The 8,312-nt window shown below is 43.5% G+C and carries 8 protein-coding genes; 6 read left to right on the forward strand and 2 right to left on the reverse strand.

Annotated features, from left to right (window positions below; translation table 11 throughout):
- The first annotated feature begins 16 nt into the window (after nt 1-16).
- Genes ABWY16_RS19200 through ABWY16_RS19210 form a run of 3 tightly spaced genes read left to right on the forward strand, consistent with a single transcriptional unit; the run spans nt 17 to nt 4,978 of the window.
- Complete coding sequence (locus tag ABWY16_RS19200; protein ID WP_353906282.1) at nt 17-2,419, forward strand: glycoside hydrolase family 3 C-terminal domain-containing protein; 2,403 nt, start codon at nt 17-19, stop codon at nt 2,417-2,419.
- Nucleotides 2,416-4,302 (forward strand): beta-N-acetylhexosaminidase, encoded by a 1,887-nt coding sequence (locus tag ABWY16_RS19205; RefSeq protein WP_353906283.1) that lies wholly within the window; start codon nt 2,416-2,418, stop codon nt 4,300-4,302. Before ABWY16_RS19200 ends, ABWY16_RS19205 begins: the two co-directional genes overlap by 4 nt.
- A gap of 55 nt (nt 4,303-4,357) precedes the next feature.
- The gene (locus ABWY16_RS19210; RefSeq protein WP_353906284.1) at nt 4,358-4,978 is read left to right on the forward strand and encodes a hypothetical protein; all 621 of its coding nucleotides are present in this window, start codon (nt 4,358-4,360) and stop codon (nt 4,976-4,978) included.
- Between the two features lie 12 nt (nt 4,979-4,990).
- On the opposite strand, the gene ABWY16_RS19215 is transcribed toward ABWY16_RS19210, so the two are convergent.
- On the reverse strand, nt 4,991-5,590 hold the full coding sequence (locus tag ABWY16_RS19215) for a hypothetical protein (RefSeq protein WP_353906285.1): 600 nt from the start codon (nt 5,588-5,590) through the stop codon (nt 4,991-4,993).
- Nucleotides 5,577-6,074 carry an RNA polymerase sigma factor gene (locus ABWY16_RS19220; protein ID WP_353906286.1) on the reverse strand — a complete coding sequence of 166 codons (498 nt, stop codon included), beginning with the start codon at nt 6,072-6,074 and terminating at the stop codon, nt 5,577-5,579. Before ABWY16_RS19220 ends, ABWY16_RS19215 begins: the two co-directional genes overlap by 14 nt.
- Nucleotides 6,075-6,217: 143 nt before the next feature.
- Here ABWY16_RS19220 and ABWY16_RS19225 point away from each other — a divergent pair, with 143 nt between their 5' ends.
- The 3 genes from ABWY16_RS19225 to ABWY16_RS19235 form a co-directional block, all read left to right on the forward strand.
- A complete protein-coding gene (locus tag ABWY16_RS19225) occupies nt 6,218-7,603 on the forward strand; it encodes a dicarboxylate/amino acid:cation symporter (protein ID WP_353906287.1) in 1,386 nt (461 codons plus the stop codon).
- A 19-nt stretch (nt 7,604-7,622) separates the two neighbouring features.
- A complete protein-coding gene (locus tag ABWY16_RS19230; protein WP_353906288.1) occupies nt 7,623-8,132 on the forward strand; it encodes a hypothetical protein in 510 nt (169 codons plus the stop codon).
- An 83-nt stretch (nt 8,133-8,215) separates the two neighbouring features.
- Nucleotides 8,216-8,312: bL21 family ribosomal protein (locus ABWY16_RS19235; protein WP_353906290.1), on the forward strand; the 97-nt coding region annotated here is incomplete at its 3' end.

The following is an 8,312-nucleotide window of genomic DNA, read 5'->3' on the forward strand; positions in this document are numbered from 1 at the left end:
AAACCCATTACCAAAAATGTTTACGAAACAAAATAAATTAAAGAACTGGCTTTTGCCAGTTCTCTTTTTTGTAGGCAGTCCTGCACTGGTTTCTGCACAAAAAAAAGAAGTCCCGCTTTATAAAAACCCCAAAGCTGCAGTAGCTGACAGGGTGAAAGACCTGCTAGGCAGAATGACCCTCGAAGAGAAAGTCGGTCAGCTTTCTACTCTGCTGGGATGGGAAATGTATGAGAAAAAAGGAAGCACAGTAGTGGCCTCCGATAAATTTAAGAAGGCTGCGGAAGCGCAGCAGATAGGAATGTTATGGGCCACGCTGAGAGCAGACCCATGGACACAGAAGACTTTGGAAACAGGCCTTGACCCTTATAAATCTGCACTGGCAACAAATGCCCTGCAGAAATATATTATAGATCATACCAGGTTACAGATACCTGTATTTATCGCCGAAGAATGTCCGCATGGGCATATGGCAATCGGGACCACTGTTTTTCCTACCTCCATAGGACAGAGCAGCACCTGGGACCCGATGCTGATCCAGTCGATGGCTACAGCAATTGCCAAAGAAGCAAGACTGCAGGGCGCACATATAGGCTACGGTCCGGTACTGGATCTTGCACGCGAGCCAAGATGGTCACGCGTAGAAGAAACCTACGGAGAAGACCAGTTCCTGAACAGTACAATGGGCGTAGCCATGGTAAAAGGATTCCAGGGAGTAAATAACATGCTGAACAGCGGGGTAAACATTATTTCCACGCTGAAACATTTTACCGCTTATGGCGCGCCTGAAGGTGGGCACAATGCAGGTTTAATCAATCCGGGAAGAAGAGAACTGATCAGCAGTTATCTGCCGCCGTTTGAGGCTACAGTTAAAGCTGGTGCATTATCGATCATGGCTGCTTATAATTCTGTAGATGGTATTCCATGCAGCAGCAACCCTTACCTGCTGGATACGCTTTTACATAAACAATGGGGATTCAAAGGTTTTTCAGTTTCTGATCTGGGAAGTATAGACGGACTGGTATCTACGCAACACGTAGCGGCTGATAATACTGATGCTGCTGCGCTTGCAATGAATGCAGGACTGGACAACGATTTGGGCGGACAAATTTTTTCTGCTCCCCTGATTACGGCAGTGAAGGAGGGCAGGGTTTCTCAGCAAAGAATTGATGAAGCCGTTGGCCGCCTCCTTACGCAGAAGTTTGAGATGGGATTATTTGAGAATCCATACGCAGATCCTAAAGCAGCTCAGAAATTTGTGAGGAATGCTGCTAATGTAGCACTTGCCCGTAAAGTAGCACAGGAGTCGGTGATCCTGTTGAAAAATGAGTCAGCCGCTCTTCCTTTAAAGAAAAATATAGGTTCTATCGCCGTGATCGGACCAAATGCTGACAATATCTATAACCAGCTGGGTGATTATACGGCTCCGCAGGATCCTAAAGCAATAGTTACCATTCTGGAAGGCATAAAAGGAAAATTGCCTTCAGCAAAGGTAAACTACGTAAAAGGTTGTGCAATCAGGGATACAGCTGATGTTCATATTGCTGACGCAGTAGCTGCTGCAGCGCAATCTGATGTGGCTGTTGTTGTACTGGGAGGTTCCAGTGCACGTGATTTTAAAACAGAATATATCAGTACCGGAGCCGCTACGGTAAGTCAGGCCACAACGAATGTGAGTGATATGGAAAGCGGTGAGGGATTTGACCGGCAGTCGCTGGACCTGATGGGCAAACAACTGGAGCTTTTAAAAGCTGTAGTAAAAACAGGTAAACCTGTAATCCTTGTATTTATCGGCGGTAGGCCTTTGAACCTGAACTGGCCGTCAGCAAATGTACCTGCCATAGTTTCTGCCTGGTACCCGGGACAGGAAGGTGGAAATGCAGTTGCCGATGTGCTGTTTGGTGATTATAACCCTGCCGGAAGGTTACCTATATCAATTCCAAGATCTGTAGGGCAGCTGCCTGTTTATTATAATTACCAGAACTCCTCCAAACATGATTATGTGGAAGGCCCGGCAAGTCCGCTCTATAGTTTTGGATATGGATTAAGTTTTAGTAGCTTTAAATATAGCGACCTCAAAGCAGAGGTAGCAGAGGCTGATGACCTGAGCCTGAATGTAAGTGTAAACGTTACAAATGAAAGCGGCCGGGACGGCGATGAAGTGGTACAATTGTATTTGCGGGATGATGTTTCATCTGTTGTTACCCCGGTGGAGCAGCTGAAGGCTTTCAGCAGGGTAACAATTAAAGCTGGGCAGACAAAGACGGTATCCTTTGTACTGCATAAAAAGGACCTGAGCCTGCTTAACCAGCAATTGCAAAGGGTGGTTGAAGCCGGAAGTTTTACCCTCAGGGTAGGAGCCGGTTCACAGGATATCAGACTGGAAGAAAAAATCAATATAAACAAAAACTATAAACTATGAAGAAGGTTATCTCAGGACTAGTCCTGGCATTTGTAACACTGAGTGTGAGCGCTCAGACAGATGCAAATTTGGGGATCATCCCTGCGCCTGTGTCTGTTGAACGGCAGTCGGGTTTCTTTAAGCTGGATAAAACAGTTGTGCTTGTTTCGAATGAAACAACAAACGCTGCAACAGCGGATATGCTCAATGCATTTATTACTGGTAATGGTGGCTTTGCGCTGAGAACGCCGAAAAGTGCAGCTAATGGTGAACGTGCGATTCTGCTGACCTCTGAAGGTGCAGATCAGCTTCCTGAAGAAGGTTATCTGCTGGAAGTAAATGCAAAAACGATCAAAGTTACCGGTAAAGGAGCAGGATTATTTTATGGAGTACAGTCGCTGATGCAGATGATGCCTGAGAAAAAAGGCCAGGAAATCGATGTCCCTGCAAGTAAAATTCAGGATTATCCGAGATTTAAATACCGTGGAATGCACCTTGATGTGTGCAGGCATTTCTTCTCTGTTGCCTTTGTGAAAAAATATATTGACCTGATGGCTGCTTACAAACTAAACAACTTTCACTGGCACTTAACTGATGATCAGGGATGGAGAATAGAAATTAAGAAATATCCAAAGTTAACCAGTGTAGGTTCAGTAAGGGCAGGCAGCGTCATAGGACATCATCCGGGAGTTGCCGCAGATAATATGCCTGTGAAAGGTTACTATACACAAGCTGAAGTAAAAGAAGTAGTAGCCTATGCTGCGCGCAAGTTTATTAATGTAATTCCGGAAATTGAAATGCCAGGCCATGCCTCTGCTGCTATCGCTGCTTATCCGCAACTGAGCTGTTTTCCGGAGAGAGATACCTATATCGACCCGAAGGCACCCTGGTCTGGCCCGAGAAAAGGCAAACAGGTACAGCAGACATGGGGGGTATTTGACGATGTATTTGTACCATCAGAATATACCTTTGGATTTATACAGGATGTCCTGGATGAAGTTCTGGTATTATTTCCATCAAAATACATCCACATTGGCGGCGACGAAAGTCCGAAAGAATACTGGAAACAATCAGCGTTCTGCCAGCAGCTGATCAAAGAAAAAGGCCTGAAAGATGAGCATGAACTGCAAAGCTATTTCATTCAGCGCATTGAAAAATATATCAATACAAAGGGCCGTACTATCATTGGATGGGATGAAATTCTTGAAGGTGGTCTGGCTCCGAATGCTACTGTAATGTCGTGGCGCGGAGTTGAGGGGGGCATTGCTGCTGCCAAGCTAAACCACAATGTAATCATGACACCGGGAACAAATGGACTGTATGTTGATCATGCACAGTCGTCATCACCTGATGAACCGGTAAATATCGGTGGAAATTCGCCATATTCAAAAGCTTATTCTTACGATCCTGTTCCTGCTGAACTTTCAGACGACCAGAAGAAATTCATTGAAGGCGTACAGGCAAACATCTGGACAGAATATGTAGAGAATGATGCAAAGCTGGAATACCAGGTTTTTCCAAGGATGATGGCCTTAAGTGAGATCGCCTGGAGCCCGGTTGCCAGAAAAGATTTTAAAAACTTCTCTGAAGAGCGCATTCCATTGCATCTTGCACGTCTGGACAAGGCGGGAGTGAACTTCTGGGTGCCTACACCACTTGGTCAGTCTGACAAGCAAATTGATGGCGAAGAGAGTACTTTTACACTTAAAGCGCCGGTGAACGGATCAACAGTATATTACACGCTGGACGGCACACGCCCATCTGAAGTTTCCAACTCAGTTAAAGCTCCTTTAAAAGTAACTGTACCAAAAGGGAAGAAACTTGAACTGAAAACTATCGTAATAACTTCAACCGGCAAGCGCAGTGTAGTTACATCCACACCGCTTAATAATGAAGCTAAGTAAGATTTTAAATTTGGTTAAAAATCTTTTTTAGCATAAATTGCTGACAAAAAAGAGGATGAAGCCATTTAAATATATTTCACAGCAGTCTGCACTTTTGGTGGGGCTGCTGTTTTTGTTTGCCTGTAATAACAAAGAAACCGTACCTGCAAAAAATGCCGGGGAAGACAAATCCCCAGTGAATAAGAATGCAGATCATTTTGCCTTTTATAAAGATATTGCCATTAAACCGGGACTTAACTTTGAAGTAGTAAGCTGGGGCAAGGGAGTAGACAGTATTGGTGGCTACCTGCTGCTGATGTCTGATTCAACTAAGAACAATTACAAATCTTTATCCGTTGAGCGCGAAGGGATCATCACTGATGCCTGGAATATGGACCTTGACAATGACGGTAACCCTGAGTTATACATCGAGTTACTGAGCAAAAAAACTATCCGGGACCTCAATGTATATGAATATGGTAACGGCGGCTTTAACAAGATCAGCTTTCCTGCACTGAGCAGCAGGGCTAAAAAGACCTATGCCGGAAATGATAAATATACGATCAAAAACGGGGAACTGTTCAGGTCCTATCCAATAGTAAATTCTACAGATACCGCACAAAAGAACGGTTCTGAAAAAATGCTCCTTTACCGCTTACGGGGGAACACTTTTTCAATAGACGAAATCACGAAATAAAGATTTACCGCTTTATGCCTGTTCCTGGAACTGTGCACTGATTCTTTCAAATTTCTCAATCAGGAGATCAATGCGTTCTTTCTCTTTTTTCATAAAAGCCCTGCGCAGGATTGTCGCACAGAAGACCATCCACAGTACAGTGAAAATTAAAATGGAAAGCTGTGTCCAGAGGCCAAGGTTATGCAGGGTTTCAAAGAAGAAGAGGACAAATCCTATCGAAATTGCAGCGACATAAAACCAGTACAGCTTGTTATAAAGGTTAAATCTGCTGAGCTGGTATTCATGCAGCTTAGCTAAAAAAGCACCCGGATGTTCTGTAAAATCATTACGGGAGATCAGGCGGTGCTCACGGTAAAGTAAAAAGGTATAAATTGCCACCGCAAGCACGATGATGCCTATACCGAGATTTGTTGTCCAGGCATCGAATTCAAAGTAGATCAGCGCTGCACTGATGGCAATAAAGGAAAGCAGCATTCCCCCGATGTTAAGCAGCGATTTGGTACGTATCGCATTTACTTCTTTTTTTGCCTGGTCCAGCATCTCACCCGAAGAGATTTTCAGCTCTACAGAATGCGATTGCCAGAGGGACTGTATATTTTCAAAGTCTTGCATGTTGATTGTATAATTCGGTGAGTTTTTGTTTAATCCGGTGAATTTTAACCCTGAGATTTCCTTCGGAAATCCCTGAAATATCTGCGATTTCGTTGTAGGGAAGTTCATCCAGCACCATGGTAATAATTAAACGGTCATTCTCCTCAAGTTTGGATATAGATTTGTACAAAAGAGCGATCTGCTCATTTTTTTCGGAGTATTCTTCCGTTTTGCTTTCGATAAGTGTTTCTGTCAGCTCATCCTTTGCCTGTCTCTTTTCAGACCGGAGATAGGTCAGACATGTGTTTACAGCTATACGGTAGATCCAGGTGGAGATGAGCGATTTCTGTCTGAACTTATCCATATTCTGCCATACTTTCAGGAAGGTTTCCTGCAAGAGGTCGTTGGCCGCATCAGCATCTCCCGTATATCCATAGCACAAATGGAAGATCTTCTTGGAATTACTGTCGAAGATTTGCTTAAATAAGAGGTCTTTCTGATCCAATCTGCTTTAGTTTATGTGTGTATGACGTGTTTGGTACCGAATTGTTACAGGCAGGGATAGTTTTTTCCCGCGTTTTCCACAATCTTTACTAAATAAGTTTATTATTGTAGTTTTACGCTCTCAAACCTCCACATCCACAACCAATGTCAAAAAACAACAAGTTAACATTTTTTATATTTTTAGCATTGATACTGGGCGTCATCCTGGGCTACGTTCTTAACGTAAAATCATTTGATGCCTATAATACCAATATCCTGAGGGCTGATAATCAGATTAAAAGTATTGACACGCAGCTGGGGGGAATAAAAGATACTTCCGGAGTAAGTTATGTGCAGTTAAATATACAGAAGAAAGAAGCGTTAAAGGTCCGCAGGGAAAACGAGACCATCAGGGAAAAGAAGCTGGAACCCCTTACCTTATTAAGTGATATCTTTCTCCGGCTGATCAAAATGATTGTTGCGCCGCTGGTTTTTGCCACCCTTGTAGTGGGTGTTGCCAAAGTAGGGGATATCAAAGCTGTTGGACGGATAGGAGGCAAAACAATGCTTTGGTTCCTTAGTGCATCCTTATTATCGCTCACACTGGGCTTGATTATGGTAAACATCTTTAAACCCGGCGAGGCCATGCATCTGCCTTTGCCAAGCAGTCACTCAGACACTGGTATACAAAAAGCAGCAGTCTCAGTAAAGGACTTTATCTCGCATATAGTACCCAAGAGCATGACTGAAGCAATGGCCACCAATGAGATCCTGCAAATCGTAGTTTTCTCCCTCTTCTTTGGTGTTGCCACGGCAGCGATAGGAGAGAAAGGCAAAATCATCATTGAATTTTTTGATTCTGTTGCCCATGTAATCCTTAAAATTACCGGATATGTGATGAACTTTGCACCCTTTGCGGTATTTGGTGCCATGGCGGCTATTGTTGCCAAACAGGGCTTAAGCGTATTGTCTACCTATGCCTTATTTATCGGGGAGTTTTATTCCAGTATGCTGATGTTATGGTTATTGCTGATCCTGATCGGTTACCTTATCCTTAAAGGACGGGTGTTTAACCTGATGAACAGGATGAAGGAGCCGGTATTGGTGGCATTTAGTACTGCCAGCAGTGAAGCTGCTTACCCCAGGACACTGCTTCAGCTGGAGCGTTTTGGCTGTAAGGATAAGATCGTGAGTTTTGTACTGCCGCTTGGTTATTCATTTAACCTGGATGGGTCTATGTTGTATATGACATTCGCCTCCTTGTTCATTGCGCAGTCGTACGGAATCCATTTGTCTTTCCAGCAGCAAGTGACTATGATGCTGATCCTCATGTTAACCAGTAAGGGCATTGCGGGCGTACCAAGGGCATCCCTTGTAGTGATAGCAGGTACGATTGCCACATTTAATATTCCTGAAGCCGGGCTGGCCCTGCTGATTGGGATAGATCCGCTGCTGGATATGGGCAGGTCTGCAACAAATGTGATTGGAAACAGCATTGCTACTGCCGTAGTGAGCAAGTGGGAGGGCGAGCTTTCAGAAGCCCAGGATTAATTTTTTTTAACTACATATAATGAGTACCAGAGCAAAACAAATATTTTTATTCCTGACCATAGTCCTTCCGTTTTTGGGCTATTGTATTATCTATTACACCCCGATTATCAGGAATGCCCCTTTCAGATCAGACGAGTTTGTGTCTTTCCAGTTCCAGTGGGGTGCTGGCAATGACATGCCTAATATTTATGATTCCGCTACCGGAAGATATGAATACCTCGATAAAAATGATTCCCTGATCAAAACCAATGTCAAACTGAGGCAGAATGATATCATTTATCTGCACAACAAGATGAACGAGCTGGGATACTGGAACTTCCCTGACCTGATTGCCAATGCAGAAACAGATCTGAACAAGTCGAAGGTGCTGCGGTATGTCTTTACCTTTAAATACAAACGTAAAACAAAGAAGGTGGTATACCTGACTGATTACAATGATATTCCTAAACTGGCTACTGTTGCCGGCCAGATGAAGACCCTTGTAGAGCAAACTATCAATGATGCTGAAGAAAGATACAGCAAGAAATAGAAATCGTTATGATTTTATAAATATATATTCTATATTTGCACCTCGATAAAAAATAAACAATTTAAAATACTAATTATTTAACAATGTACGCAATAGTAAATATAGCAGGACAGCAATTCAAAGTTGCAAAAGACCAGCACCTTTTTGTACACCGTTTGCAAGGAGATGAAGGCGCTAGTA

The sequence above is a fragment of the Pedobacter sp. genome, from assembly GCF_040513095.1.
Classification (GTDB): Bacteria; Bacteroidota; Bacteroidia; order Sphingobacteriales; family Sphingobacteriaceae; genus Pedobacter.

Excerpts from the sequence above, each read along its gene's own strand:
- ABWY16_RS19200 (WP_353906282.1), top strand. The coding sequence starts at position 17 with ATGTTTACGAAACAAAATAAATTAAAGAACTGGCTTTTGCCAGTTCTC.
- ABWY16_RS19230 (WP_353906288.1), top strand. The coding sequence starts at position 7,623 with ATGAGTACCAGAGCAAAACAAATATTTTTATTCCTGACCATAGTCCTT.
- ABWY16_RS19210 (WP_353906284.1), top strand. The coding sequence starts at position 4,358 with ATGAAGCCATTTAAATATATTTCACAGCAGTCTGCACTTTTGGTGGGG.
- ABWY16_RS19205 (WP_353906283.1), top strand. The coding sequence starts at position 2,416 with ATGAAGAAGGTTATCTCAGGACTAGTCCTGGCATTTGTAACACTGAGT.
- ABWY16_RS19215 (WP_353906285.1), bottom strand. The coding sequence starts at position 5,590 with ATGCAAGACTTTGAAAATATACAGTCCCTCTGGCAATCGCATTCTGTA.
- ABWY16_RS19225 (WP_353906287.1), top strand. The coding sequence starts at position 6,218 with ATGTCAAAAAACAACAAGTTAACATTTTTTATATTTTTAGCATTGATA.